We start from the raw sequence: 26918 nt of genomic DNA, 5'->3' as shown, positions 1-26918 counted from the left end.
GCGAACTATGGCCCGAATCATATTTAAATTAGAAGCGGTAACCGATTTTTAAACCGTATGCCCAAGCATCGTTATCTTCAAATGATGCTACTGATTCATTTGTACCAAACATTGATGCAGGTTGTGCTTCAGCATCACCTAACATGAAGTATTTAACACCACCTGCGATAAAGTAGTTAGGCGCTGGGCTGAATTGTAAACCTAAGCCTACGTTCCAGTAGCCTTCAGTAGGACCAAGTGTTGATACAGGGTTACCTGCGCCTGAATCCCAGCCTACAGAGACGTTACCAGCCCATTGTTCACTAAATTTACGACCTACACCGACTGTAGCATTGATTTGATCATCAGTATAAGCAACAAGATCAAACCCACCCACTGGGCCACGACCAATGGCACCTAGTGTTTCAGATGCTGCACCAAAAGCAGTTGGACGAATTGCGAAATTTGACCAATCTACCCAACGGACATTCGCAAATGCGACAGTGTCGGCCATGATACCAGTTTGAAAATCTAGGTTAACAGACTGAGGTGTAGTGATCTTGGTGTCAGCACGTGTTGAAAAAGCACCGCCAAGTAGAGCACTGTTTCCAGTTTCTGTGGTTGCAGCTTCGTGATCAATTTCAGAACGGTAAGTAATAGATGCTTTTAAAGCAATTTCTGGGATTTGGTAAGCTAATCCTGCTAACCAACCAACGGCGCTATCTTCTTTCATATTTGCATTATATAAACCGAGAGCTTGGTTTGCTCCATATGCAATACCACGTAGTTGAACATCGCCTTTTACTGTTTGATATACACCACCGCCATAAATGTTGAAATTTTCAGTCGGTTGAAAACCAAATATCATCGAAATATTTTGGGTGTGAACGTCGACTTCAGTTGTTTCGCCCATTAATTGGAATGCGCCAGGGTTACCTGCAACTGGTAGTGTTTGATCTGTTGCACTATATTTAGCTTCTGCACCAAAAGGTTGATCATATAGTAAACCAAAAGAAAAATTATCAGTTAGCTGTAATTTTAATGCTGCTTGTGGAAAATAGTAATCACCCGCCATGTCATCTAGTGATGTATTAGCAAGAGCTCCTAATGTTGGGTTGCTAGCAGGTGCAGTGCTGTTCATCTTCCCTGAAACATTCGGATCTAAAACCGAAATACCTGCTTCAAAATAGTTCCCTGGTTGTAAAAATGCAGAAATAGATTGTCCTGAACGATCTAGTGCTGCTGCAAAAGCACCTGTCATTGGAACTGAAGCAAGAATCATGGCTGTAGCTAAAGTTTTTAATTTCATTCTTCGTCATTCCTTGAGATACGAATTTGATTTTTATGGTTACTGCATATATTCGTTATGGAAAACTTCTTAATACTCTTAGGCTTAATTGTTACTCCATGTGACAAAAATAGCACAATTAAAATAAGAGTAAATGCTCTAGATTGAAAAATATGGCTAAAAGTTGCTATTTTTAGAGTAAAAGTACTAATTAGTATATATAACATTTTGATTATTATTTAATATTTTCATTTAGCGCATTATTTTCTAAACCTAGAAAAAAATTGAAAAAATTTTGATATGAGCAGTCATAAATTGATTTTTTGGCCTTATGGACCATACTATGTGTCGTTTTTTGCATTGAGAGGTAGGTGGTTAGCACATTTTAAAGCGCTATTTAACTGTTCTTAAAAATAGTCTTTGAACAGTAATCTTTGTAAAAACAATAATTAAGTTAAAAACTGTAATTGATGGGTTTTTAGTGTGAAAGGTTCTTTCTTTATATTTATTGGTATATGGGGGATTACAAATACAGGGAGGAGGGATATTTCAGAAATTGTGCGCTCTGCGGGACTCGAACCCACGTCGGTCGCTTAGGAGGCAACTGCTCTATCCAGTTAAGCTAAGAGCGCAAGACGGAGGCTAATGTACTCCTATTTTAGCTAAAAAAAAAGTTATTGCCGAAACAATAACTTTTTAAATTACTTAGTCTTTATGAACTTCATTGGGGTCAATGTCGCTCAAATCTTTAGGATTAAGATAGTTAAACATTAATAACATGACTGTAATCCAAACAGGGATCATTAGAACAGATTCCATAAAGCCCTGAGTCCACATAATAAAGAGAACTAAAGCAATAAAGATCAGAACGATGTAGTTGCTGACTGGTGCCCAAAGTGCAGGATAAGACGTTGTAAAATTCAAAATACGTTTTGCACGACGGAACTGTAAGTGAGTCATGGTAATCATCGCCCAGTTAAGGACAAGTGCACCAACCACCACATACATTAAGTGACCAAGCGCATCTTCAGGTACGAAGTAGTTTAAGAGTACGCAACCGAAAATCAGGACTGCAGAAAGTAATACCGCTGGAATTGGCACGCCACTTTTGTTGGTTTTAGCGAAAACTTTTGGAGCATTACCTTGCTTCGCCAAGCTGTAAAGCATACGGCTATTGGCATACATACCGCTGTTATAAACAGACAGTGCTGCAGTTAAAATAATGAAGTTCAGTAAATGTGCAGCCCAATCAATACCCAGTTGGCTAAAGATCATCACAAATGGACTTTTGTCTAAACCACCTAGTTCAAGCTGATTCCATGGCACAAGTGACAATAGAATAGTCAAAGAACCCACGTAGAAAATCAAAATACGGAAAACAACTTGGTTAATCGCTTTAGGAATAGTTTCTTTTGGATTTTCAGCTTCCGCTGCTGCCATACCAATCAGTTCAATACCACCGAAGGCGAACATCAAGAAAGCCAGCATGAAGAATAAGCCTTCAAAACCATTTGGGAAGAAACCGCCCTGACTCCATAAGTTGGTAAATGATGCTGTTGAGTTGGCATCTGCAGTCAGTAGCAAATACAAACCAAATACGATCATCGAAATAACTGCAGTGACTTTAATAATCGACAGCCAAAACTCAGATTCACCATAAAACTTCACATTACCTAAGTTTACTAAAGTAATGATCACGAAGAAGAACAGTACAGATGCCCATGCTGGAATATGAGGCCACCAGTAATTGATGTATTTCGCAACAGCGGTGAGTTCTGTCATTGCCACTAAAATATAGAGAATCCAGTAGTTCCAACCTGTTAAGAAACCTGGAAATTTCCCCCAATATTTATATGCAAAATGGCTAAATGAACCCGCTACAGGTTCATGGACGATCATTTCACCCAACTGACGCATAATTAGAAAGGCGATCAAACCGCCAATGGCGTAGCCAAGAATAATGGATGGTCCAGCAGATTGAATCACATGCGCTGAGCCCAAGAATAAGCCTGTACCAATTGCACCACCCATGGCAATCAATTGAATATGACGATTCTTTAAGCCACGCTTGAGTTCGGAGGAATTGGTAGTCAAGTTACTCTTCCCGAGAATGGTTTAATTTTGGTAATTGTAATGTATAGAGAATGAATAGCCTAGTAGCTCAAAATTTATGAAAAATATTTATAGGTTTAATAACCTATTTTTCGTTTTAAATGCTGAATTAAAAATTTATGAATCAATAGATTAATTTTATTTTAATTGAAATTCTGATGCTTGGCTTTATATGGAAAAGGTATCGAATGTTGTTTTTTTATACTTAAGTCATGTGATTGTTAAAACTTCAATTAAACATTGTATGATGCAAAAGCGCAGAAAAGAACGCTCTGCCAAAACACAATGATAAAGATTAAGGATTCAATAAAAATGAGTTTTGCTCCCCAAATTAAAATTGCAGCGACTTATATGCGTGGTGGTACAAGTAAAGGTGTATTTTTCAAGCTAGATGATTTGCCCCTTGCAGCACAACAAGCTGGAAAAGTTCGCGACCAACTTTTATTACGTGTGATTGGCAGTCCAGATCCTTATGGCAAACAAATTGATGGGATGGGTGGAGCGACATCAAGTACCAGTAAAACCGTGATTTTGGCAAAAAGTTCACAGCCTGAGCATGATGTAGACTATCTATTTGGACAAGTGTCGATTGATAAAGCATTTGTCGACTGGAGTGGTAACTGCGGAAACCTAACAGCAGCGGTTGGTGCATTTGCCATTTCAAATGGTTTGGTTGAGGCATCACGTATTCCTGAAAATGGTTTATGTACGGTTCGTATTTGGCAAGCCAATATTCAAAAAACCATTATTGCCCATATACCTATTACTGATGGTGCAGTACAAGAAACCGGTGATTTTGAACTAGATGGTGTAACCTTCCCAGCAGCCGAAGTTCAAATTGAATTTTTAGACCCCGCAGATGATGGTGAAGATGGCGGCGCTATGTTCCCTACAGGGAATTTGGTCGATACCTTAACCGTACCCGATGAAGGCAGTTTCCCTGCAACATTCATTAATGCAGGTATTCCAACGATTTTCTTAAATGCAGAAGATATTGGTTATGTCGGCACTGAACTGCAAGATGCGATCAACGGTGATGCTAAGGCATTGGCCCGTTTTGAAAAAATCCGTGCTTATGGTGCGCAGCAAATGGGTTTGATTTCAGATATTGCTGAAGCAGAGCAACGTCAACATACACCAAAGATTGCATTTGTTTCAAAACCGAAAGCTTATACATCTTCGAGTTCTAAACAAATTTCAGAACAAGATACGGACTTATTGGTTCGTGCCTTGTCGATGGGGAAACTGCATCATGCCATGATGGGCACAGCGGCAGTTGCCATTGGTACAGCAGCTGCGATACCGGGGACGCTTGTGAACTTAGCCGCGGGTGGTGGGGAGCGAGAAGCTGTGCGTTTTGGACATCCATCTGGGACGCTACGTGTAGGTGCGCAAGCAATTTATGAAAATGGTCAGTGGGTCGTTAAAAAAGCCGTAATGAGCCGAAGTGCGCGTGTCTTAATGGAAGGTTGGGTGCGTATTCCTGCGGATAGTTTGGATTAAGCATTTAACATCTCATTTGAAATCAGCCTCTGCTTTGCAGGGGCTTTTTTTTGCCTTTATCTTTTATATGAATAAGCAAATCATGAATTGGTATATCTTTTTATATAATATGAACTGCATTTAATATTAGAAAGTTTCTGTGATTTATGCCAGATTAATTTTGTTAGCATTTTGCGTAGCTTTACCCTGAAAAAAAGTAGCGAAACCATGCTTAAAAAAGACTTAATAAAATCGGATCTACCTACTGAACAATTGGCTGTATTGGAAGCGTTGCCAATGCCTGCTGCATTATTTTCTGCGACAGCTGAGCTGATATGCGCCAATCAAATATTTAAACATCGGTTTCAGTCAGACTTACAAGAGATCGTATTAAATCATGTGTCTGTGATGCAGCAAAAAACCAAAGCCACAAGTTCTGAGTTTGATTTACGCTGTTTAGAGAACGATAGCATTGAACCCTTTATGTATAGTGAAAATGAACGGCATTATTGGTTCACGCTCAAACCAAAGTTTCAACAAAGTGGCGATTTGGAACGTGTGTTGTTGTGCTGTGCGGATATTACAAATTTAAAGCAATTCGAATTATCGCTGTTGAAACATAACCAACAACTCGAACAACAAGTTTATTTTGATTATCTGACAGGGATAAAAAATCGACGAGGTTTTGATTTAGACCTTTCTCAGTGGCAAAAAAGCTTCGCGGTTGAACAAGCCGATGAAATTTGTTTGATGATGCTCGATTTAGACAATTTTAAGCAAATCAATGATATCTACGGTCATGCGTTTGGCGATGAGGTTTTAAGAAAAAGTGCGCAGCTTTTAAGGGTGCAAATTAGTCAACACGCAGATGCACAAATATATCGCATGGGTGGGGAAGAGTTTGCAATGATTTTGCCACGCACGGCTATATCGACTGCATGTTCGATTGCACAACAATGTTGTGAGCAAATCTATGCTTCTTCGATGAATTATGCGGATAAGGCTTTACAACTGAGTATCTCATGCGGAGTGGCCTTGTGGGATGGTACAGAGTCATTTTTTGAAACATTGGCACGTGCCGATCAGGCTTTGTATCAAGCCAAGAAAGGCTCGAAAAATTGTACTTGTTTTAATGATGGACAAAATGTGGCGCTATTTGAGGAAACGACATTTAAAAAACCATCAGACTGTGGGAAAAACACATAGATTTAGGTCGTAACATAGAGAAAGATCTGAGAAAGCAGTATGATGCAACAGGTCAAAATTGACAGAAAACATTGGCAGTCGATTTGCTAATGAACGAAGCAGTTAAATATTTAAAGTATTTGAGGTGAATGTGTCTTCTTTAACAGACGTTTCCACACATGCCCTGACAGAAGCGCAGCAGCGTATTCAGCAGGATTTACTGACAGCGCTTGATGCATTTTCAATTCCAGAACCCTTAAAAGGGGCGGTGTATCATGCTGTGATGTTGGGTGGAAAACGTGTTCGACCGGCACTTTGTTATGCAACAGCAGCATTAAAACCCAATACCAATTTTGCAGCAGTACGCCGTGCTGCGGTGGCAATTGAATTTATTCATTGCTATTCATTGGCACACGATGATTTGCCGTGTATGGACAATGATTTACTTCGTCGTGGTCAACCAACTTGTCATGTGGCTTTTGGTGAAGATACGGCCTTACTTGCTGGCGATATTTTACAATCGATGGCTTTTGAAGTTTTAGGCAGTCGTCTCTTTGATCAAGGCCCAGCCGTTGAAGCGCCGATTATCTTAAAGCAAATGCAAATTTTAGCGACTGCAACTTCAAAAATGGTCAATGGACAAGTCCTAGACTTACAAGCGGAAGGCAAACACGTCAGTCAGGATGAACTAGAAAACATTCATCGAAATAAAACCGGCGCTTTAATTTCTGCAGCAATCATGATGGCGGCAGTGACAATATTTAATGGCACAGATCAAGCTATTCCTAAACTCCGCGAATTTGGTCTTGCGATTGGTTTAGCCTTTCAGGTGCAAGATGATATTTTAGATATTATTGCTGATACTGAGGCATTGGGTAAAACAGCGGGTAAAGATCAACAAGTGGATAAATCGACATATCCTGCGCTAATGGGTCTTGATCAAGCCCAAGCTTATGCAGAAGAATTACATGCACAAGCGCTTCAAGCTTTGGATTATTTTGCAGAAGATGCGGCAGAATTACACAAGATCACGCAGTTTTTATTAAAACGTCAAAGTTAATATAACGCAGTAAAAGACCTCAGCCCACACATGTAACATGTTGTGGGCTTTTTTATATTTTGTATATTTGGAACAGAAGTCAATAAACCATATACGGAATAGCTAAATGGATGACATGATAAAAAACAAAAAAGGACGCTAGGCGTCCTTTTTTGCAGATATTAAAAATTAGAGCTTAAATTTAAGTGCTATTGGTCTTAAATACTTTCTTTATAGATACGATCTGCTTCTTCAAATTTTTCAGTGACTTCAGCAGATGGTGCTTTGCCCATTAAGCTTACAATGATGATTGCAAGTAGTGAGCAAATGAAGCCAGGAATAATTTCATAAACGCCTGTATCGCCCCAGAGGTTTTTCCATAGAATAACCATAACAGCACCAACCACCATACCTGCTAAAGCACCATTGAGTGTCATGCGTTTCCAGAACAATGACATGATAATCAGTGGGCCAAATGCAGCACCGAAGCCTGCCCATGCATATGCGACGAGACCAAGGACTTTAGAGTCAGGATTAGCCGCCATATAGATCGCTAGCAACGCAATCATTAACACCATGATACGGCCGACCCAAACCAATTCTTTTTGTGAAGCATTTTTACGTAAGAATGATTTATAAAAGTCTTCAGTTAAGGTACTTGAACAGACTAAAAGCTGACAGCTTAAGGTACTCATGATCGCAGCTAAAATCGCAGCCAATACGATACCTGCCACCCATGGGTTAAATAGAATTTTAGTCAATTCCATAAAGACCGTTTCAGGGTTTGCTGTAACGACACCTGCCAGTTCTGGATGCTGTTGGAAATAAGCAATACCGAAGAAGCCTGCTGCAACTGCGCCACCGAGGCAGAGCGTCATCCATGTCATACCAATACGGCGTGCATTGGGAATCGATTTAACAGAATCAGCTGCCATGAAGCGCACTAAGATATGCGGTTGACCAAAATAGCCTAAGCCCCATGCCAATAAAGACATGATTGCGACAAAACTTAAGTCAGCAAATACATCCATGGCTTGAGGGCGTGCCGCTTCTAGTGCCAGAGTGAACTGGCTTAAATCAGAGAATGACAACATGACCACGATAGGGGTAAGTAGCAAGGCAAAAATCATAAAGCCCGCTTGAATGGTATCGGTCCAACTGACAGCAAGGAAGCCACCAATAAACACATAGCTCACCGTTGCAATGGCACTGATCCAAAGCGCAGTGCTATACGACATACCAAACATACTTTCAAATAATCGAGCGCCTGCAACCATGCCTGAAGCACAGTAAATTGCGAAGAAAATCAAAATAATCACAGCAGACACGATACGTAAGATTTTCTTTTGATCGTTAAAACGATTTGAGAAATAGTCAGGTAGGGTCAGGGCATTATTTTGAACTTCGGTATGTACACGGAGACGACCTGCCACAAGTAACCAGTTGAGCCAAGCACCAATGATCAGACCAATTGCAATCCACATTTCAGATAAACCTGAAAGGTAAATCGCCCCCGGAAGACCCATGAGCAACCAACCACTCATATCCGATGCACCTGCAGAAAGGGCAGTGACAAAGCTCCCTAATCGGCGGCCACCTAAAATGTAGTCAGAAAAGTTACTGGTCGCACGGTATGCAAGTAAACCGATCACGACCATGGCGACAATATAAAAGAGAAAGGTAATTAGGGTGGGATTCAGGGAGCTCATACGGTATCCGCTTTGGCGTTGGACAATTGCGTTTAATTAGGGGACTCAATGGGATTTGCCTAAGCCAAGTAGGTGAAATCGAACGATAAGTCCTAAAACGTCAAAAAAATAACGTGAAATTTAAACATAAATTGACAAACTTTGCCTTCTTTTTTGTTTTGGGCATAAAAATGGGCCGTATATCACGACCCATTTTAATTAATGCGAAGATTTAGTTATTACGTCCCATCACACCACGAATCGTATTCAGTACATCCGCAGGTAAAACCACAGTTTTGGCATTATTAGATTTAGCCATATCTTGCATGGCTTTAACGTATTGTTCACCCAGTAAGTAAGCAACTGGAATTTCTTTATCGCCGACGGCTGAACTCACCATTTCAATTGCACGTTGAGAAGACTCTGCCAGTACAACTTGAGCTTCTGCATCACGACGAGAGGCTTCTAAACGACCATCTGCTTCCAAAATAGCCGCTTGTTTTTCACCGTCTGCCTTGGTCACTGTCGCACGACGTTGACGTTCAGCGGCCGCTTGCTCTTCCATCGCAGCTTGCATGGTATGAGAAGGTTTAATATCTTGAATTTCTACAGTTTTAAGCGTAATTCCCCAGTCAGAGATATCGTCAGAAATAGCAGCTTTAAGTTTAGCCTTAATATGATCACGCGATGAAAGTGCATCATCGAGGTCCATTTCACCGACAATTGAACGTAAAGAGGTTTGAACTAAGTTTTGAATCGCCCATGTGTAGTTTTCAATACCATAAACTGCTTTTTCAGGTGTGGTTAAATTGATATAAGCCACAGCATTCATCAGCAGTACCGCGTTGTCACGTGTGATCACTTCCTGAGAGGGAATATCTAAGACGATATCTTTGGTTGTGACTTTATAAGCCACTTCATCGACATACGGAATCACAAAGTTCAGTCCCGGATTGAGCGTTGTATGGTATTTACCTAAACGCTGAACAATCCATTTATAACCTTGGGGAACAATACGGACACCTTTAAAAATGGTGACGGCTACAAAAACTAAGAGCGCTAAAAAAACAATAGAAACACCAGACATGTCATTTCTCACTTATTTATGGATTGTCAGTGGGGTGGTTGCTGCTGTGCAGTTGGACGACTAAATCATTGCCTAAAATATCAGTCACGCGAACACGGTCACCGACTTGAAGTGCATCTTGGGTACGGCAATGCCATTCGTCTGAACCTAAAACAGGCATCGGGAAGCGAACTTTAACGCTGCCATGATTTAGCTGGGTTTGAATCACCATACCCACTTGGCCAATCGTCGCTTCACGCGACAGACCTGCTTTGGTTTTATCAATGGATAAAGGCTTAATAAATTTGAACCACAAAAATGTGCAGAGCACGGCAAAAATAATCCAAACCACAATTTGGACATTAAAGTCCATGGATGGAAAGATCCAATATAAGATCCCAACCAAAATTGCGGAAACGCCAAACCATAGCGCAGCAAAAGACGGCAAAATTAGTTCAAAAAGCATCAAAGCGACGCCCAATACAAACCAGTGCCAAGGTTCTAAAATAAATTCCATACATCTACTCTTATATAAGGGTGAATTGATATAGATGAACCAGTATCTATATCAATGTAGCAGATGTATAACTCAATGAATATAAAAAAAATCGTTGAATTATATTTTCGCTTTTGGTGCTGGTTTAAAGGCCGCAGGGGACTGTTTAAAGTTATCGATCGCCTTAATAATGCTATTCACTTTGAGCTGTGCGGCTTTTTCACCTTCTAAAATCGTCGCATTGCTCGACTTTAAATCGAGTGTGCCAATATGTCCCACTTTAGGTTGAATCACGAAATTGGCATTTTTTAGTTCTTCATTAATACTTTGTTGTCCCATTATGTTAATGGTTTGATCGAGTAAACCAAACATGCTTACGGCTTTGCTACCGTCAGGACGCGCAGAAATATCAACCGCAATCACGATATCTGCACCCATATCACGTGCCGTTTTCACCGGAATCGGGCTGACTAAGCCACCATCGACATATTTCACCCCTGCAATGGTTGCAGGTACAAATACATTTGGAATGCTGCACGATGCACGTACCGCTTGGCCTGCATTACCACGGTTAAATTCAGTTTTGCTGCCATTATCTAAACGGGTGGCTACAGCAGCAAAGCGTTTTGGAAATTGTTCAATTGATTTATTGCCGACGTTTTTATTAACAAAGTCTTGCAGTTTTTGCCCTTGAATAATGCCTTGGCTATTTAAGGTTAAATCACGAATATCAGACTCTTTAAAGTTCAGGGCCAATTGCTGCATTTGATAAGGCGTTTTTCCACTAGCATACAAGCTGCCGACAAAACTACCCGCACTAGTCCCAGTCACAATTTTAGGTTTAATACCGTGCGATTCGAGCACTTTAAGCACACCAATATGTGCAAAACCTTTGGCACCGCCGCCACCGAGCGCAATCGCGATCACCGGTTCACGTGCTTTGGCTGGTGTAGGTGTCGTGGTCGCAGGCGTTTTGGTTGCAGAGTCACAGCCAGTGAGTGCCAATACAAAGAGGCTAGGAATCAGGTAATGCAAAAGTTTCATGGGTGAAATCTGATGTTTAAATATACAAAGTGCACATCACATCAAAAAAATAGCCATTTGACTAGGGCTTTTTCAAGTGCTTTTGTAACGGCAATGCCAACCATTCGGGATTTTTCGGGGAAAATTTGCCATCATAAATCTTCAAAATTTTTTTGAGATCAGTTTCAAAATCTCCACTGGGTTCAAAAACACCTAAGCAATGAATGGTTTTCTTTGCATAATCAAAGCTAAACATCACAATAGGTATCTGTGCTTCATAAGCAATATAGTAAAAGCCACTGCGGATTTTATCGGCTTTTTTTCGTGTTCCCTCTGGTGTCATTCCAATCCAAATTTGATCTGTCGCTTGGACAATCTCAGCAATTTCACGTGTCAGTCCATGTGGATTTTCACGCTGTACTGGGATCACGCCGACCCAATCCAAAAGTGGTTTTAAGGGAGTATCAAAAAGGGTGTTTTTACCAAAAATGGTTATTTTTATCCCGATTCCAAGCAAGGCGAGAAAACCATGCCATGCATCTATATTAGAAGTATGCGGAGAAATGATCGCCACAGCTTTGGCAAGGTTGGGAAATTCGCCGTCAAATTTCCAACCTTGTGCCAAAAAAAGTTTTTTAAAAATTGCGCGGCTCAGAGTGGAACCACGTGATGGAACTTGATCGGGCAAAACTGGAAATAATTGAGTCTTTTGATTCATTGCATATTCTTATATAGGTGAAATCCATTTTTGATGTGATGCACATTTAAAAGTATGGCATCAGCATTGACCTTATCTTAGGTCGATGATTTTTTTAGATCATTGGCAAAATAGCCGTATTTTGACTACTCTAAATGTAACTTCAGCGCATTCAACATTTAGGAACTTATGATCCAGCTTCGTCAGCTCTATCTTTTACTGTTTTCCTTATATTGGGCGCAAGGGTTACCTGTCGGTTTTATGACACATGCTTTACCGGTGATTTTAAGAGCGCAAGGTGTGTCTTTGGCGCATATTGGTGGCTTTGGATTACTCATGCTGCCATGGTCGATCAAAGTTTTTTGGGCACCGTGGATTGATCGACATGGTTCAAGGTCCAAAGGGCACTATCGGAGTTGGATTATTCCAATGCAGTTGTTGTCCGTGGTGGTCTTGGTCTTCCTATCATTTTTGCCGATCCAAAGCTTGAATGAACCGATGTATTTGCTGCTATTTTTTGTGGCTTTACTCAGTATGAATTTGGTTGGTGCGACTCAAGATGTCGCAACCGATGGCTTGGCCGTCAATATTTTAAAAACTGACCAACAGCACTGGGGCAATACCTTTCAGGTGATTGGTTCAAGACTCGGCTTTATCGTGGGCGGTGGTGCTGTACTTTGGGCCTTGGATTGGTTGGATTGGCAAGCCACCTTTCTGTTTTTAGCGGCATTGGTGTTCATGAATACGATTCCTATTTTTCTCTATCGAGAACCTTCAAAGCCACAGCTCAATATAAAATCCTCTCAAGAGCATGATAACAACCATAAACATACTTCAGGCTTGTTCTACGCTATTCGCCAATATTTGACTTATTTTACTCAAACTAAAACTCTCACACTGTGGCTGATGATTTTATTGAGTTTTAAGCTTGCAGATGGTCTAGCAGGACCCTTACTTAAGCCACTGATGGTCGATTTAGGATTGAGTTTTAGTCAAATTGGTCTGTATGTCACCATGCTAGGTGCAGTGGCTGCTTTAATTGGGGCAGGGCTTGCTGGTCTTAGCTTGAAGTATATTTCTCGGGCACAGGCCTTGGTTTTCTATTCAGTATTGAAAATATTCAGCTTATTAGCCTATGCATGGTTGGCTTTGCAGTTCGAGGCAAAACGGCCCGTCCATGAATGGCTGATCTATGGGATCAATGCTGCCGAAGACATGATTTCAGCCATGCTGCTTGTGATCATGCTGACTTTGGTGATGCAATATAGTCGTAAAGCATTTGCAGCAACGGACTTTACATTTCAGGTTGCCATTATGGCGACGGTGAGTGGGGGGCTGTATAGCATCAGTGGCATAGTGGCCGATCAGTTGGGTTATAGCACTTATTTATTTTGGATCACAGGTTTGGCTGCATTGAGCTTAGTCCCGATTCTATTTTGGGGGAAAGCATCAAAAAATGACCAAAATCACTTCTAAATCATGATTTTGGTTGTTTTTTATCAGCTAAAGCACTAAAAGAGCAATGCAAATATTATTTTAATAATTTTGTAATATGTTTCGCGTGTGTAATATCTGTTACAAAATAATTTAAGGAAAATTTTTGATGAAAACTAAGTTAGCAGCGGCAATCGCATTGAGCCTTTTGGCTGGGTCAACCTTTGCAGCACCAACCTTCTACGGTGAAATTGATGCGTCTGTTGATTATTTACCTGAAGATAATAAAACGGGTGTTTCAGACAAAGATGTCGTTGAAATCAGTTCAAACAGTTCTTTCTTGGGTTTAAAGGGCGATGAAAAACTGACTGACCGTTTAAGCGCAGTTTATGCAATTGAATGGGCATTTAACTCAGACGGCGAAGGCGATGACTGGTCTAAGCGTAACCGCTTCGTTGGTTTGAAAGATGCGAAACTTGGTACATTGAAAGTCGGTGCACACGATACACCATTAAAACAATTGTCTAGTCCGGTTGATACATTCAATAACTACGTGGGTAACCGTGCTGATGTTACAGGCATCATGACGGGTGAAAACCGTGTAGATAACGTTGTTGTCTATGAATCACCAGCATTTAAAATTGCTGAAGGTGCAATTAAAGTTAATGCATTGCTTGCAACAGGTGAATCTTCAGGAATCAAGAGCGACAAAGGTGTAGTAAAAACTGCAGGTCGTGGTCTTGGCGATGCTTGGTCGGCGTCTGTTGTCTATGACAGCCCCGTTGTTGTCGCAGGTTTAGCCTATGACAAAGCCATTCCATCGAACTTTGGTGGTGTAGGGATGCTAAATAGTGGTTCATATACCGTGAATGATAAAGTTGTTTCTAATTCTGAAATAACTGGAACTAAAGTATTTGCAGCAGCAAATACAATTCGTGCGATCGGTCGTGTAAATCTTGAGGGTGGTTTGGCGCTCAAAGCACTGTATCAAACATCAGAGGTTGAGGCTGCTAAAGGTAATGATGCTGCAGCAGAAAATATTGATGATGCTCAAGGTTGGTTAGTCGGTGCAGAATACAATCTACCTTCTGCAAAAGCTTGGACAGTAAAAGCACAATATAGTCAAAATACCACGACCTATAAAGTGGGTGATGATTACGAAGCTCAGCAATTCATTGCAGGTGCGGATTATGCATTTAGCAAACAAGTGAAAGCTTATGGTTATGCAGGTTACTTAGCACTTGAACAAGGTTCGAATGAAAGCGAACAACCTGTATTGGGTACAGGTCTAGAATTTAAATTCTAAGACTTAGATTTAAGTTGTTCAAAAAGCGATGTTTTACATCGCTTTTTGATTTATCTTGCTTGGTTTTGATCAGTTTTAAGTGATTTTTAAGTTTGAATTTTTAGATTAGGGCATCAAAGATCAATAATTGATGCCAATATGCTTCAGGTCATAGCTAAAATACAGCAAAAAATTCCAAGACTTAGTTTAAGTCAATTTAACCTCGTGCTTGCCTTATGGCTTGGGGTGGTTTTGAACCTCGCGTTTTATCAGCAAATCCAGCAGCTCACGCCTTATACGGGGCTGAAGGCCGGACTATTTTTAGCGGCAACCGTACTGGTGGTGGTGGCACTTTATAATGTGCTGATGCAACTACTGCAATGGCGATGGAATTCAAAACTTTTGGCGAGTGTTTTGCTGATCATTGGTGGCTTGAGTGCCTATTTTGTCAATAGTTTAGGCGTGACCATTACATCTGACCAAGTGCAGAACATGATGCAAACAGATGTAAAGGAAGTGCAGGATTTAATCTCGCCACAATTTTTTATCTGGGTCTTTGGACTGGTTATTTTGCCAGTGCTTTTGATCTGGCTTTTGCCACTGCATAAAGAGGCCCTAAGCACGGTGGTAGCCAAAAAAGGTTTACATATAGTGCTGTCGCTCATCCTCATGGGTGCTTTGCTGTTTGTTTATTTTGTCGATTATGCTGCGATCTTTCGTGAGCATCGTGACTTAAAAGGCATGCTCTCACCACAAAACAGTATCGCTTCGACATTTTCCTATTATCACAAAAAAGCACCGAAACAGGATTTGCCATTGCTGATCTATGGTGAAGATGCACATATGGTTGAAAACGTAAGCGCCAAAAGCTTACCAAAATTGATGGTCTTAGTGGTTGGTGAAACTGCGCGCGCGGAAAGTTTTTCACTCAATGGCTATGCTAAAAATACCAATCCTGAACTCAGTCAGCAAAATATTATCAATTTTAGCCAAGTCAGTTCATGTGGCACCGCAACCGCTGTGTCTGTTCCTTGTATGTTCTCGGGCATGCCGAGAACCGAATATGACGAACAGCTTGCAAGTCATCGCGAAGGTTTACTCGATATTGCACAGCGTGCAGGCTATAAGGTGACGTGGCTAGATAATAATTCAGGCTGTAAGGGTACATGCACACGTGTTGAAAAATATGAATTTCCTGAAGCATTGAATAAAAAGTGGTGTGATGCCGATGGCGAATGTCATGATGAAATCTTAGTGGATGGTTTGAAGGCATATTTGGCTTCGATTCCCAAAGCAGATCAGACACCTCGTTTAATTGTATTACACCAAATGGGCAGTCATGGCCCTGCCTATTTCAAACGAAGTACCACAGCGTTTCAAAAATTTAAGCCAACCTGTAATAGCAATGCCATACAGGGATGTAGCTCGACGGAATTAATAAATAGTTATGACAACAGTATTGTCTATACCGACCATGTACTGAGTAAATTGATTAACACTTTAAAAGTGACTGACAACTATCAAACAGGACTGTGGTATTTGTCCGATCATGGCGAGTCGACAGGTGAGCATGGTTTGTATTTACACGGTTCTCCATACGCAATTGCACCGTCACAGCAAACCCATGTACCGATGTTGATGTGGTTTTCACCGGCGTGGCAAAAAAATAATTCAGCGCAATATACTTGTTTAATGGCACAAAAAAGCCAAAAATTAAGTCAGGATAATCTATTTCCATCGCTATTGAGTTTGCTCGATGTGCAGACTCAAGTGATTGATGAAAAAAACAATATGTTGCAACAATGTAGTTCAGTACAGCGCAGGACTTAAGCCATGCACAAAATACTTATTATTGAAGATGATTTCATGATTGCCGAATCGACTAAAACCTTGTTGAACTATCAACAGTTTGAAGTCGAGTGGGTGAATAATGGTATCGATGGCTTAAAGCTCATAATGCAAGGGGGAATTGATATCGTCTTGCTGGATCTGGGTTTACCGATGATGGATGGTATGCAAGTCCTGAAACAAATTCGTCAAATGCAGCCCAAATTGCCGGTATTAATCATCTCCGCACGTGATCAATTACAAAATCGTGTAGATGGATTAAACCATGGGGCAGATGACTATCTAATTAAACCTTATGAGTTTGATGAATTACTTGCACGGATTCATGCTCTCCTTCGACGCACAGGGCTGAGTTCAGTCGAAGCACCACAGAAAATTTTAAAACATGGTGAATTGATTTTAGATATCGAACAGCATCTTGCACGCTATAAGGGGCAATATGTTGATTTATCTAACCGTGAATGGGCCATATTGATTCCACTGGTGACGCATCCGAATAAGATTTTTTCGAAAGCCAATTTAGAAGATAAGCTTTACGATTTTGATAGTGATATCAGTAGTAATACCATAGAAGTGTATGTGCATCATCTCAGAACAAAATTAGACAAAGATTTTATTCGCACCATTCGTGGTTTAGGTTATCGACTCGGTTAAGGCAAAGGAATTATCAACCATGCACCAGCCTTATTCTCTGAAAAAGAGACTAATTATTTATGTGTCTGTTTTCAGTATGCTTTTGGGCTGTCTTTTGGTGTTTTCAGCATATCGAATTGCGCTTGAAGAAATTAATGAAATTTTAGATGCGCAAATGCAAAATTTGGCGGAACGTGTTGCAGAGCATGATCCGCAGCCCATTCGCAGTGAATTTGATCAACATAAGCATTATCACGAAGAAGATTTATTTGTTGATGTGTGGACCTATCAATCCAATGCACATCAAACCCATCAATTAAAATTATTGGTCGCGCCTCAGCCCAAAGCCGGTTTTTATACCCACAGTACCCAACAGGATGAGTGGCATACCTATATTTTGCCACTCACAGATCGGCAAATTCAGGTCAGTCAGCAAGAGTCGGTTCGGCAGCATCTTGCAGCAGAATTGGCCAGTAGTATGTTTATTCCCTATTTGGTTTTTATACCTTTTGCATTAATCGCTTTGGGATGGTTGATTCAACGCAGCTTAAACCCACTGGAAAAATTTAAAAAAGAACTGGCAAAAAGGGATGCCTTTGAACTTTCTCCAATCTCTCAAATGCCGTATCCAGAGGAAATTGCACCGACTATCATTGAAATGAACCAGTTGTTTGAACGAATTTCGTTGTCGCAGCAGGAACAGCGCCAGTTTATTGCTGACGCAGCGCATGAGTTACGGACCCCGATTACCGCACTGAATTTGCAAATGCAGATTTTGCTACAAAAATTTCCACAAGATGACGCTCTACAAAATTTGAGTAAAGGTTTAATTCGTATTCAGCATTTGGTCAGTCAATTATTGAGTTTGGCAAAACAAGACGCCTCGGTCTTTGAACTTGAGCGCAAACAACATTTTGATCTTAAGCAAGTCGCAACCAATTGCGTGGAGCAACTGGTACATTTGGCTATGCAAAAAGATATTGACCTTGGCATGGAGCAACAACAAAGCATTGCCTTATATAGTCTTGAGCCAACGGTACATTCAATCATTTTTAATTTGATTGATAATGCCATTAAATATACCCCTGCACAGGGCATGATTAATGTCTCCGTCTTTGAACATGCGGGGCAGGCGGTTGTACAGGTTGAAGATAGTGGGCCTGGCATCGACCCAGCTTTATATGAGCAAATTCGAAAACGCTTTTATCGAATTTATAATCATGAAGAAATTGGAAGTGGTTTAGGGCTGGCAATTGTAGATAAAGCCGCAAAACATATCGGTGCGGAATTGGAGTTTTCTAAAAGTGAAACATTGGGTGGTCTGAATGTGAGTTTACAGATCCCATTGAGTGAATCATGAGTGACTCAATCATTTTCAAATCAAGGTCAATTCAGGGATTTAATTAGATCCATGTAAATGCTTTGCTCTTTTGCTGAGTAGTTGATGCATTGAAATGGCGAGAAAACAACACATACATGACACAATTAAATGCCCAAATGATCCATGCTGTCCAAAGGTTATGACTCAGAAAATGTGCACCCCGCATCATTTGCGCCCAGCCAAAAGCAAAGCCTAAAATCAGCCCAGCAGATAAAAAGAAATAGGCACGGGCAGGTCGATGTATTCGATAAACAAAATAGCCCGTGATTAGGGCAAAACCAGTCGCAGCATGGCCACCGGGGAAGCAGTGTCCTTGGCGTGCTGAAAAATCCCAAGAAAAGCCATGGGCTGTGGCGACGGTCATATTCCAAGGGCAGGCATGTGCAGATTGTGATTTGAGTAAACCAATAATTGCCGTGCTGAGTAGAGCCACCACGATAAAATAGCCAAATTCAAACTTACGTGCTTTCAGATGCGGATATTTAAAACTGCATATCCACGCTGCGATATAGAGAACATAAACGCCTATGACAATATTCTTGATATAGCGATGGTTCAGCACCGCAAGTGCCCAATCATTACGATGAGGAAAACCACCATGTAGGTCGACCCAAGGCTGAATAAAAGCTTGGTCGAGCGAACCGCCGACGGGAAAAACATAAAGGAGGCCAACCAAACTGAGTGTGAGCAGCAGGGCTTGTCGCAATAAAAAGGTACGGTTCGAGAGCATAAGTCGTGTGATGTGCTGAAATTATTTTGTTTGAATGCTGCTATTTGAAACCACAAAACTTAAATCAGACTTAATCGGCTATTTGAACTGTATTGATATCGATAGCGAAGAAGGTGCATAAAGCAGAACGGGCATTGTGTTAAAGTTTTTGAAAACTCAGTAATGAAGATTTATGAGCATACGTGCAGTCCTTTTTGATTTAGATAATACCTTGACTCACCGAGATCACAGCGTTCAGGCCTATACGCAGTATTTAGCCGAGTCTTATCAGTCGACGTTGGCGGAGGTAGACCTTGTACAGATTAAACGTATTATTAACCGTATAGATAATGGGGGATATCCGAAAAAAGAACTCCTTACTCATCCGAGTATTGGGGCATCTGTCGCTTATGCTCTACAAACGGAGCTGGATTGGATACAACGCCCTGATTTTGATGAACTCACACAATTTTGGTTTCAGCACTTTGGTCAGTTTGCTGTGGCGATGCCAGGAGCATTGAGCTTGCTGCAGCAACTAAAACAACAGCAGTATAAATTGGCGGTGGTGTCGAATGGTGGACATGCCACACGCCTGAATATTTTAAATGGACTGGGTTTTGCATCGTATTTTGATCAGATCATCAGCTCGGAAAGTGCACGCATCAGTAAGCCCAAAGTTGAAATATTTCAGTACAGTTGTCGTGAGTTGGGCGTGACGGAAACCGAGTGTTTATTTATTGGTGATCATCCTGTCAATGATATTTATGGTGCGAGCCAAGCAGGGATGTCTGCCGTATTGCTTGAAGGCTTTCATACTTTAAGTGCAGAACAACAGCACAGCATTCCGAATAAAATTCAGCATTTGGATCAGGTCTTAGATTTTCTAAAATAAGGATTTCTAAAAATAGAGCTTTGAGTGCATTTCAGGGTTAAAAAAGCGGCATAAATGCCACTTTAGATTATGCTGTTTAAAACATGTTTTCTTCAGAGTTTGCCGAAATACGGTGAATACTTAAGTCTGCACCACGGAATTCTTCTTCTTGATCTAGGCGAATGCCCATCGTTACTTTGAGTAGACCATAAACGATAAAACCACCAGCCAATGCAATCACGATCGCGAGCAGCGTACCGATACATTGAGAGATCATTGAAATACCGCCTAAACCGCCCAACCATTTTTGTCCAAATACACCCACTGCAATACCACCGAAAGCACCACAGACACCATGTAGTGGCCATACGCCAAGTACATCATCGACTTTGAGTTTGTTTTGAGTGTATGTAAATAGTTTGACAAAGATCAGACCTGCGATAGCGCCGATAATCAACGCACCGACAGGATGAACTACATCTGAGCCTGCACAGATCGCTACCAAACCTGCTAAGGGACCGTTATGTAAGAAACCGGGGTCATTTTTACCCATAAAGTTTGCTGCAAGCGTACCGCCCACCATTGCCATGAGAGAGTTAATCGCAACCAGTCCTGAAATGGCATCCAAACGTTGCGCACTCATCACGTTAAAGCCAAACCAGCCGACGATTAAAATCCAAGAGCCCAAGGCAAGGAATGGAATACTTGAAGGCGGGTGCGCACTGATACGACCGTCTTTTTTATAGCGTCCATGACGTGCGCCAAGTAAAAGTACTGCAACTAAAGCGATCCAACCGCCCATCGCATGTACCACGACCGAACCTGCAAAGTCATGAAAGGCTGCGCCAAATGTGCGTTCTAACCATGCTTGTAGCCCAAAATTACCATTCCACGCCATGCCTTCAAAAAATGGATAGACCAAAGCGACCAATAATAATGTGGCAATCGCTTGAGTCCGCATTTTTGCACGTTCAGCAATACCACCAGAAATAATCGCTGGAATGGCTGCGGCAAAAGTCAGCAGGAAGAAACAACGCATTAAGTTGTAGCCATGATCGGCTGCTAAAGTGTCCCCAATATGGAAAAAATGCTGACCATAAGAGATGTAATAACCCACAAAAAAGTATGCAATTGCGGAAATAGAAAAGTCAGTCAAAATTTTACTCAGCGCATTGACCTGATTTTTATGTCGTACTGTACCTAATTCTAAAAATGCAAAGCCAGCATGCATGGCAAGAACCAAGACTGCACCAAGAAGGAGAAAGAGGAGATCTATATTTTGCATAAGGTGTTCCAGTTTAGTGCGCTAGTTCACGAAAAGAAGTTCAGTATATCGAGCGGAATAATTTCGAAAAGAGGAGTGAGAGAGGGAAATTTTGATTAAAAAAACTAAAAAATGTAGAAGACTCGATATAAAGCAAAGACTTGCATGAGTATGACAACAATGCACTAAAATAGTGCAATGGTGATTTGCAATGACAAAATTAAATGAATGATTATTAAGTGAAAAACTATGTTTTTTGAATCTGTTTAAAAAATGAAAAACAAATAGCGCCATTTCTGAGTTAATTCAGGGCAATTCATTATTTTGTATTTTTATCTGATTGATAGATGTTAGCGCGAGAATGAAACTGAAAATTGACGAATGATACATTTTTGGGAGTCTGTCTGAGCATCTTGGGGTCTTTAAAAGATGAAAGCTTGATGTCTTGCCTGAATTGAAATGATGCACAGATATTAACCCATGAAATCTCTGCTGCTGCACTTTTAGATGGCGAATAAAACATTGAAGGGTGGGTTTGAGGTGATGGTCGTTGGGGCTGACTGTATTTGATGACGTGTTTAATTGAAGAGGCACAGAATTTTAAGTTTAAGCCTTGAATGCTTAAGCTAAACGCTGTGTATTAATCGCTTCAGCCCAGCCACAACATCCGCAGCGCGGGCAGGTATCCTGAGCACCGTGAATGTACATGGTTTTGCCACAGTGCGTACAGGCATACAGCTGATGCATTTTGATATCTCGAACCGCTTTATAGGGTTTCGGAAATAGTGGCAGTCCATAACGCACTTGTTCAGGTGGGTAAAACAGAATACTAAACTTGCCATCACTTTCTAATAAACCAACTCGAACTTGTCCTAGATGCTCAACATTTTGCTGACGCATTTCAGAGAAGAATTCATCATGTGACATTTTACCTTGTTTAATCTTTTCTAAAACCAATTCACCATCTTCCACAATGTAGAGGGCTTTGCCTTCAATTAAATCTTCAAAGGGTTGGTATTTCATCATTAGCCAAGTGATTACGCGGTATAAACCAATCACCACCGTCATCACGATGAGAGCTTGTAAGATGGGGAGTTCCTCATCAAACATCGGATCGCCAGCAATTGAGCCTAAAGCGAGTAAGATCGCGACCTCAAAAATAGACAACTGACGAACGCCACGTTTCCCTGTAAGGCGTAAAAAAACGATAATTAAAACGAACATAATGATGCTGCGTAAGATAACTTCAGCAGCAAAGCTCCATGTCGTGTCATGGATGAAAATTTGAGTGATATCCATGTCTCATCCTTTTTAATCGTTATGTGTTTTAACTTAGCAAAGCGCTGGGCGATAAAGCAGCTCAATTGTGTTAATTTTTAAGCATTATTTGAAAATGGATTTCATGCTAAGGGTATTGTATGCATGAGATATTTGATAAAAAAAGTGCTTTAAAATAGTCATAAAAAAGCACCGACGAATCGATGCTTTTGATGTGGTCTGGCAATTTTTAAAGATGCTCAGTTATTTAATATGTTCTGCAATATCCGTAAAGATTACACCTAAACCATGTGCGCCAGCATCTGGATAGCCAAGACTACGGTCGCCTACAGTTCCCGCACGTCCCATACGCGCTACGATTTCTTTGGTCTTTTCAGCGCCTTGAACCGCCGCTTTTGCACCAAGTACAAAGTTTTCTTTAAAGGATTTATCGGTATGGGCAGACCAAGAATCTGCGCATGGTACAAGTGCATCAATCAGGGTTTTATCACCCACCACTGCGCCGCGTCCAAATGAACGCTCACCTGTAGTTTGAATGCCTTTGACCGCTGCTTGCAGCATCTCGGCAAAATCAGCGACAGTTAAAACTGATTTGCCTTGAATTGATTTCGCTGCCGCACGGAATGCTGAACCCCAGATTGGGCCAGACGCGCCACCACAATGTTCCATAATGATCATTGAGCAGTTCAGCATGAATTCATCCATCTGCTGCGCTTGAATCAGACTTTGCCATTCACGTTTTAATTGCTTAAAGCCTTTCGCCACGCTCATACCGAAGTCGCCGTCACCAGCATGCGCGTCCAGCTCACAGAATGGCACTTCATTTCTAATGATACAGGCAGACATCACATCCACCACATAGCGCATGTTTTCGATGGTGAATTGCTCATTGCTAATCACCGCATGTTCAGGCTGTGTTTCAACTTGGGTGTTTACTACAGCTTCGGCTGAAGAATCTTTGGACACAAAAGTTAAAGGCTGTGCTGCTGAACCATCCATTTTAAATGCAGGGGTATTGGCTGCTGCATCGAGGTAGGTTTTCAATTCATCATCGACAGCAAGCAAGGACACAGATGCACCATTCATGTCGATACTGGTCATGTAGTTGCCGACAAATGTGCGGTAAATTTTGATGCCTTTACGTGCAAGGTGTTCGCATACATCATGGTTAAAGACATACAACTCTTGCAGCGGTGTGCTACCAAAGCCATTGACCAAGACTGCAACTTCTTTCATGTCTGGACGGTCGAGGAATAAATCATCCACGATGCGCTGTGCCATTTTTTTAGAAGGCAATATTTTTTCACGACGGATGCCGGGTTCACCGTGAATGCCGACGCCATATTCCATTTCGTCATCAGTCAAAGTAAACGTTGGCGTGCCTTTGGCTGGAACAGTACATGAGCTATAAGCAAAACCAAGGCTAATGACGTTGTCTGCAGCTTTTTGAGCAATCGCTTTTACGTCTGCAAGTTCTAAGCCTTTTGATGCTGCTGCGCCTGCAATCTTATGTACAAATACTGTGCCTGCAACACCACGACGACCGACTGTATATAGGCTGTCTTTAACCGCAATGTCATCTGCCACTTTTACATAGTCAACTTTAATGCCGTCTTCAGTCGCAAGGGCTGCGCCATTCTGGAAATTCATCATATCGCCAGAATAGTTTTTGATGATCATCAGCACGCCTTTGTCAGTTGCGACTTGCTGTAAGGCTTTATAAACCTGAATTTGCGACGGAGATGCAAATACGTCTCCGCACACAGCAGCGTCTAACATGCCTGTGCCGACAAAGCCTGCATGGGCAGGTTCATGACCGCTACCACCACCACTGATCAATGCCACGTTGTTGTGCTTTTCTTTGCGTGAAATGATTTTGTGTGACTCGTTAAATGCGAGTTCAGGATGCGCAAGAACAAAGCCTTTGCACATTTCAATTACGATGTTTTCTGCACCGTTCATGAGTTTTTTCATTAATGCACCAATGGGTTATGAATTTGGGGAGATCTAAAGTGATTATTATAAGGAAATTGGCGTGGTGTCTGACATAAAAGTGTAAAAAAGGGCAGTTGATCGATGAGTGTGGTGGAAAATTGACGTCTCAGTTGTATATATTCTTCGATAGAATCCCTCTCTTGCGAAGCTACGCTTCTCACCTTTTACAAAGGGGGACTTTTTCATGTGATTAAATGAATTACGTGATAGTCCCTCCCTTTTTTAAAGGGAGGTTAGGAGGGATTAAAAATATTAAAATAGAAGAATAAAATGAAACCCTACAATAAAAATTTAAAACAAGCCTCGCGTGATTTACGCAATAACATGACTGATTTACCTCTCCCTAACCCTCTCCTGAGAGGAGAGGGAACTTTCACTATTGAATTAACCTGATTATTAAATTAGATGGTGCTCCCTCTCCCTTTGGGAGAGGGCTGGGGTGAGGGCTTGAATGTAGGCTTTAGTGCGATGGTAGTCAGCACTTTTCGCCTGAAGAATTAGAGGCAGATCGAATTCGAGATGAAGCTTTGGCTCAGCTTGGGCTAAAAGTGCCGAGGTTTGATAATGGGCAGGTAATGGCGCAGATTGATGATGTGGTGGAAGTGATTTATCGGTATTGTCTGAAAGAATCTCCCTAAATCCCTCTTTAAGAAAGAGGGACTTCACACGAATTTGATTGCCATTGTGGATTCGCGTAGTTCCTCCCTTTTTCAAAGGGAGATTAGGAGGGATTATAAGAAAAAATAGAAATATAAAGGTAATTAATCTCATGGTTTTCTAGATAAGTTGATTGTTTTTTATAGAGTTTTTCCTTTAAAAGACTTTATGTTTTATATAAAATGAATCAATTTCTTTATAAAAATCTTAAAAATGAGTGAAATTGAACTTTTGGATGTATTAATTAAGGATTTTGCATGTGGGGATGTATTAGAAGCAGTTTTTGCAGCAATCATTATTGCTGGTCTTTTCTTCTGGGTTAGAGAACGGGTTTTAGGAATACCAGACTTTTCAGGAAAATGGTATTTGAGATCTAAAACTGAGAAAACAGCATATAGACCCTATGAAAATATGGAATTACAACATAATTTATTTTTGAGATTAGAGGGGAATAATATTCGAGGAGCCTCTGAAAAAATTTATGAAGATTCTACTTATGGAAAACGTTTTACGCATAGCCGACATGTCCTTAAATATACTGGTAAACATCGTGCTAGAGCACAAATAGAAGGGTCAATTCAAAAAAATATTTTTGGTCCAGATATATTAACTTTACATGCAACTGAATATGGAGAGCGGAGACAATCAACAATTTATTGCAGATTTGAATTAAGGAAAAATTTCATCTTTTTTAGTGATCGTAAAGCAACTAAGTTTGAAGGTGATTTTTATTCAATGGTTGCTGATCAAAAAGGAAAAGTTTGGTTATCTAAAGAACCATTTCCCCAATCTATTGCTGAAATCAAAGGTAAAGTATGAGGGCACTTTATTTCTTAGCAACCATTCCATTTTATTTTGTAGCTAAGTTATTTCAAATTCTAAACTTTGATGAAATAAATTCTGATTTCAAGAAATGTGAAGTTCATTTAGATAGTATTTATCAGTTCGTAGATGATGAAACACTCAATATTTTATTCCTTGCTGAAGACCATAGATTTTCAATGCATTTTGGAATAGATCATTATGCAATGCTTCGTGCTATTTACTGCACAAAGTTTAAAAATGAATTTCAAGGAGCAAGTACAGTGGCTCAACAATATGTCAGAGTAATTACTGAAAGGTATGAGCGAACATGGATTAGAAAATTTCGTGAACAATTATTGTCTATTTTAATTTGTAGAAAATATAGTCATAAACACATAGCAACTGCCTATCTTAAAATTGCATTTTTGGGTTCAGGATTGAATGGAATAGATAAATATTTAAGAAGAGAACATAAAAAATATTCACAGTTGAGCACTATCGAAAAGATAGAAATAGTTGCTAGACTAAAATATCCCGAACCATTAAAACATAAAGGTTTATGGTTATTTAAAATGAAAATAAGAGTTACTAATATTTCTTGTAAATTGGCTAAAAAATCCCTCCCAGCCTCCCTTTAAAAAGGGAGGAGCTGTCACGTAATTAAATTGATACGCGAAAGTCCCCCTTTGAAAAAGGGGGATTTA

Annotated in this window: 22 protein-coding genes, 1 tRNA gene and 1 pseudogene; 12 read left to right on the top strand and 12 right to left on the bottom strand. The window is 40.6% G+C overall.

Translation table 11 applies throughout. The features are described from left to right. Positions 1 to 28 precede the first annotated feature (28 nt). The 3 genes from MST17_RS12035 to MST17_RS12025 all read right to left on the bottom strand — a co-directional run bounded on the left by MST17_RS12035 (position 29) and on the right by MST17_RS12025 (position 3361). A complete protein-coding gene (locus MST17_RS12035; RefSeq protein ID WP_180026496.1) occupies positions 29 to 1288 on the bottom strand; it encodes an OmpP1/FadL family transporter in 1260 nt (419 codons plus the stop codon). A 538-nt stretch (positions 1289 to 1826) separates the two neighbouring features. Continuing rightward, positions 1827 to 1899: transfer RNA gene (locus MST17_RS12030), tRNA-Arg, on the bottom strand. Positions 1900 to 1972: 73 nt separating this feature from the next. After that, positions 1973 to 3361: an amino acid permease gene (locus tag MST17_RS12025; RefSeq protein ID WP_078189974.1), complete on the bottom strand. Its 1389-nt coding sequence runs from the start codon at positions 3359 to 3361 to the stop codon at positions 1973 to 1975. A 330-nt stretch (positions 3362 to 3691) separates the two neighbouring features. Between MST17_RS12025 and prpF the strand changes: the two genes are divergently transcribed. The 3 genes from prpF to MST17_RS12010 all read left to right on the top strand — a co-directional run bounded on the left by prpF (position 3692) and on the right by MST17_RS12010 (position 7106). After that, positions 3692 to 4882, top strand: a complete 1191-nt coding sequence (gene prpF / locus MST17_RS12020; protein ID WP_180026495.1) for a 2-methylaconitate cis-trans isomerase PrpF — start codon at positions 3692 to 3694, stop codon at positions 4880 to 4882. 207 nt (positions 4883 to 5089) lie between these two features. Next, positions 5090 to 6067 (top strand): GGDEF domain-containing protein, encoded by a 978-nt coding sequence (locus tag MST17_RS12015; RefSeq protein WP_180026494.1) that lies wholly within the window; start codon positions 5090 to 5092, stop codon positions 6065 to 6067. Between the two features lie 130 nt (positions 6068 to 6197). Continuing rightward, on the top strand, positions 6198 to 7106 hold the full coding sequence (locus MST17_RS12010; RefSeq protein WP_180004317.1) for a polyprenyl synthetase family protein: 909 nt from the start codon (positions 6198 to 6200) through the stop codon (positions 7104 to 7106). A 197-nt stretch (positions 7107 to 7303) separates the two neighbouring features. Here the strand turns inward: MST17_RS12010 and putP are convergent, their stop codons facing one another. The 5 genes from putP to MST17_RS11985 form a co-directional block, all read right to left on the bottom strand. Then, complete coding sequence (putP, locus tag MST17_RS12005; protein ID WP_180026493.1) at positions 7304 to 8794, bottom strand: sodium/proline symporter PutP; 1491 nt, start codon at positions 8792 to 8794, stop codon at positions 7304 to 7306. A 211-nt stretch (positions 8795 to 9005) separates the two neighbouring features. Continuing rightward, positions 9006 to 9860 carry an SPFH domain-containing protein gene (locus MST17_RS12000; RefSeq protein ID WP_078189969.1) on the bottom strand — a complete coding sequence of 285 codons (855 nt, stop codon included), beginning with the start codon at positions 9858 to 9860 and terminating at the stop codon, positions 9006 to 9008. Between the two features lie 16 nt (positions 9861 to 9876). After that, entirely contained in the window at positions 9877 to 10356 is a 480-nt protein-coding gene (locus tag MST17_RS11995; protein WP_078189968.1) for an NfeD family protein, read from the bottom strand. A 99-nt stretch (positions 10357 to 10455) separates the two neighbouring features. Further along, on the bottom strand, positions 10456 to 11379 hold the full coding sequence (locus tag MST17_RS11990; protein ID WP_078189967.1) for a patatin-like phospholipase family protein: 924 nt from the start codon (positions 11377 to 11379) through the stop codon (positions 10456 to 10458). A gap of 61 nt (positions 11380 to 11440) precedes the next feature. Then, positions 11441 to 12076, bottom strand: a complete 636-nt coding sequence (locus tag MST17_RS11985) for a 1-acyl-sn-glycerol-3-phosphate acyltransferase (protein WP_180026492.1) — start codon at positions 12074 to 12076, stop codon at positions 11441 to 11443. Between the two features lie 168 nt (positions 12077 to 12244). On the opposite strand from MST17_RS11985, the gene MST17_RS11980 reads away from it, so the two are divergent. From MST17_RS11980 to MST17_RS11960, 5 genes are all read left to right on the top strand, one after another. Next, on the top strand, positions 12245 to 13531 hold the full coding sequence (locus tag MST17_RS11980; protein WP_180026491.1) for an MFS transporter: 1287 nt from the start codon (positions 12245 to 12247) through the stop codon (positions 13529 to 13531). 127 nt (positions 13532 to 13658) lie between these two features. Continuing rightward, positions 13659 to 14795 carry a porin gene (locus tag MST17_RS11975; RefSeq protein ID WP_180026490.1) on the top strand — a complete coding sequence of 379 codons (1137 nt, stop codon included), beginning with the start codon at positions 13659 to 13661 and terminating at the stop codon, positions 14793 to 14795. Between the two features lie 138 nt (positions 14796 to 14933). Then, positions 14934 to 16604, top strand: a complete 1671-nt coding sequence (locus MST17_RS11970) for a phosphoethanolamine transferase (RefSeq protein WP_180026489.1) — start codon at positions 14934 to 14936, stop codon at positions 16602 to 16604. 3 nt (positions 16605 to 16607) lie between these two features. Further along, on the top strand, positions 16608 to 17276 hold the full coding sequence (locus MST17_RS11965) for a response regulator transcription factor (protein WP_078189962.1): 669 nt from the start codon (positions 16608 to 16610) through the stop codon (positions 17274 to 17276). 19 nt (positions 17277 to 17295) lie between these two features. Then, positions 17296 to 18615: an ATP-binding protein gene (locus MST17_RS11960; RefSeq protein ID WP_180005259.1), complete on the top strand. Its 1320-nt coding sequence runs from the start codon at positions 17296 to 17298 to the stop codon at positions 18613 to 18615. 43 nt (positions 18616 to 18658) lie between these two features. Here MST17_RS11960 and MST17_RS11955 read toward each other — a convergent pair whose 3' ends face one another. After that, positions 18659 to 19366, bottom strand: a complete 708-nt coding sequence (locus MST17_RS11955) for a phosphatase PAP2 family protein (RefSeq protein WP_180005260.1) — start codon at positions 19364 to 19366, stop codon at positions 18659 to 18661. Between the two features lie 172 nt (positions 19367 to 19538). Between MST17_RS11955 and MST17_RS11950 the strand changes: the two genes are divergently transcribed. Continuing rightward, complete coding sequence (locus MST17_RS11950) at positions 19539 to 20237, top strand: HAD family hydrolase (protein WP_180026488.1); 699 nt, start codon at positions 19539 to 19541, stop codon at positions 20235 to 20237. A 76-nt stretch (positions 20238 to 20313) separates the two neighbouring features. Here the strand turns inward: MST17_RS11950 and MST17_RS11945 are convergent, their stop codons facing one another. The 3 genes from MST17_RS11945 to dhaK form a co-directional block, all read right to left on the bottom strand. Continuing rightward, complete coding sequence (locus MST17_RS11945; protein ID WP_180005262.1) at positions 20314 to 21501, bottom strand: ammonium transporter; 1188 nt, start codon at positions 21499 to 21501, stop codon at positions 20314 to 20316. A gap of 600 nt (positions 21502 to 22101) precedes the next feature. Then, positions 22102 to 22779, bottom strand: coding sequence for a DUF421 domain-containing protein (locus tag MST17_RS11940; protein ID WP_180026487.1), 678 nt, complete (start codon positions 22777 to 22779; stop codon positions 22102 to 22104). Positions 22780 to 23001: 222 nt separating this feature from the next. Further along, entirely contained in the window at positions 23002 to 24732 is a 1731-nt protein-coding gene (gene dhaK, locus MST17_RS11935) for a dihydroxyacetone kinase subunit DhaK (RefSeq protein ID WP_180026486.1), read from the bottom strand. Positions 24733 to 25023: 291 nt separating this feature from the next. Between dhaK and MST17_RS17220 the strand changes: the two are divergent. The 3 genes and pseudogenes from MST17_RS17220 to MST17_RS11920 all read left to right on the top strand — a co-directional run bounded on the left by MST17_RS17220 (position 25024) and on the right by MST17_RS11920 (position 26852). Continuing rightward, positions 25024 to 25391: pseudogene (locus tag MST17_RS17220) on the top strand (endonuclease domain-containing protein). A gap of 232 nt (positions 25392 to 25623) precedes the next feature. After that, positions 25624 to 26229, top strand: a complete 606-nt coding sequence (locus MST17_RS11925) for a hypothetical protein (RefSeq protein ID WP_180026485.1) — start codon at positions 25624 to 25626, stop codon at positions 26227 to 26229. Continuing rightward, positions 26226 to 26852, top strand: coding sequence for a transglycosylase domain-containing protein (locus MST17_RS11920; RefSeq protein WP_180026484.1), 627 nt, complete (start codon positions 26226 to 26228; stop codon positions 26850 to 26852). Before MST17_RS11925 ends, MST17_RS11920 begins: the two co-directional genes overlap by 4 nt. The last annotated feature ends 66 nt before the right edge of the window (positions 26853 to 26918 follow it).

This window comes from Acinetobacter sp. YH16056_T, assembly GCF_024605895.1.
Classification (GTDB): domain Bacteria; phylum Pseudomonadota; class Gammaproteobacteria; order Pseudomonadales; family Moraxellaceae; genus Acinetobacter; species Acinetobacter amyesii.
This window is presented reverse-complemented; position numbering and strand designations above follow the sequence as displayed.

Bases quoted from the DNA above. Each gene is read 5' to 3' on its own strand.
- MST17_RS12035 (WP_180026496.1), bottom strand. From the start codon at position 1,288: ATGAAATTAAAAACTTTAGCTACAGCCATGATTCTTGCTTCAGTTCCA.
- prpF (WP_180026495.1), top strand. From the start codon at position 3,692: ATGAGTTTTGCTCCCCAAATTAAAATTGCAGCGACTTATATGCGTGGT.
- MST17_RS12015 (WP_180026494.1), top strand. From the start codon at position 5,090: ATGCTTAAAAAAGACTTAATAAAATCGGATCTACCTACTGAACAATTG.
- putP (WP_180026493.1), bottom strand. From the start codon at position 8,794: ATGAGCTCCCTGAATCCCACCCTAATTACCTTTCTCTTTTATATTGTC.
- MST17_RS12000 (WP_078189969.1), bottom strand. From the start codon at position 9,860: ATGTCTGGTGTTTCTATTGTTTTTTTAGCGCTCTTAGTTTTTGTAGCC.
- MST17_RS11995 (WP_078189968.1), bottom strand. From the start codon at position 10,356: ATGGAATTTATTTTAGAACCTTGGCACTGGTTTGTATTGGGCGTCGCT.
- MST17_RS11990 (WP_078189967.1), bottom strand. From the start codon at position 11,379: ATGAAACTTTTGCATTACCTGATTCCTAGCCTCTTTGTATTGGCACTC.
- MST17_RS11985 (WP_180026492.1), bottom strand. From the start codon at position 12,076: ATGAATCAAAAGACTCAATTATTTCCAGTTTTGCCCGATCAAGTTCCA.
- MST17_RS11980 (WP_180026491.1), top strand. From the start codon at position 12,245: ATGATCCAGCTTCGTCAGCTCTATCTTTTACTGTTTTCCTTATATTGG.
- MST17_RS11975 (WP_180026490.1), top strand. From the start codon at position 13,659: ATGAAAACTAAGTTAGCAGCGGCAATCGCATTGAGCCTTTTGGCTGGG.
- MST17_RS11970 (WP_180026489.1), top strand. From the start codon at position 14,934: ATGCTTCAGGTCATAGCTAAAATACAGCAAAAAATTCCAAGACTTAGT.
- MST17_RS11965 (WP_078189962.1), top strand. From the start codon at position 16,608: ATGCACAAAATACTTATTATTGAAGATGATTTCATGATTGCCGAATCG.
- MST17_RS11960 (WP_180005259.1), top strand. From the start codon at position 17,296: ATGCACCAGCCTTATTCTCTGAAAAAGAGACTAATTATTTATGTGTCT.
- MST17_RS11955 (WP_180005260.1), bottom strand. From the start codon at position 19,366: ATGCTCTCGAACCGTACCTTTTTATTGCGACAAGCCCTGCTGCTCACA.
- MST17_RS11950 (WP_180026488.1), top strand. From the start codon at position 19,539: ATGAGCATACGTGCAGTCCTTTTTGATTTAGATAATACCTTGACTCAC.
- MST17_RS11945 (WP_180005262.1), bottom strand. From the start codon at position 21,501: ATGCAAAATATAGATCTCCTCTTTCTCCTTCTTGGTGCAGTCTTGGTT.
- MST17_RS11940 (WP_180026487.1), bottom strand. From the start codon at position 22,779: ATGGATATCACTCAAATTTTCATCCATGACACGACATGGAGCTTTGCT.
- dhaK (WP_180026486.1), bottom strand. From the start codon at position 24,732: ATGAAAAAACTCATGAACGGTGCAGAAAACATCGTAATTGAAATGTGC.
- MST17_RS11925 (WP_180026485.1), top strand. From the start codon at position 25,624: ATGAGTGAAATTGAACTTTTGGATGTATTAATTAAGGATTTTGCATGT.
- MST17_RS11920 (WP_180026484.1), top strand. From the start codon at position 26,226: ATGAGGGCACTTTATTTCTTAGCAACCATTCCATTTTATTTTGTAGCT.